This is a genomic window from Bacillus sp. ChL18 (assembly GCF_026241425.1).
GTDB lineage: Bacteria > Bacillota > Bacilli > Bacillales > Bacillaceae > Bacillus > Bacillus velezensis.
The window spans coordinates 1-262 of record NZ_JAPHWE010000026.1 but is presented as its reverse complement, the minus strand read 5'-3'; the positions used below and the strand labels follow the sequence as shown (position 1 = coordinate 262).

Genomic DNA, 262 nt, shown 5'->3' with positions numbered 1-262 from the left:
TCAATGGTTTGGTGGCGATAGCGAAGAGGTCACACCCGTTCCCATGCCGAACACGGAAGTTAAGCTCTTCAGCGCCGATGGTAGTCGGGGGTTTCCCCCTGTGAGAGTAGGACGCCGCCAAGCTTTTCTAAAATTTTATCATCGCGGGGTGGAGCAGTTCGGTAGCTCGTCGGGCTCATAACCCGAAGGTCGCAGGTTCAAATCCTGCCCCCGCAACCAAAAAAATGGTCCGGTAGTTCAGTTGGTTAGAATGCCTGCCTGT

Annotated in this window: 1 tRNA gene and 1 rRNA gene; both read left to right on the top strand. The window is 54.2% G+C overall.

Annotated elements, in window-relative coordinates:
- Positions 1-7: 7 nt before the first annotated feature.
- Positions 8-123 (top strand): 5S ribosomal RNA (rrf, locus tag OQ477_RS20850).
- Positions 124-142: 19 nt separating this feature from the next.
- Positions 143-219 (top strand) — tRNA-Met (locus OQ477_RS20845).
- The last annotated feature ends 43 nt before the right edge of the window (positions 220-262 follow it).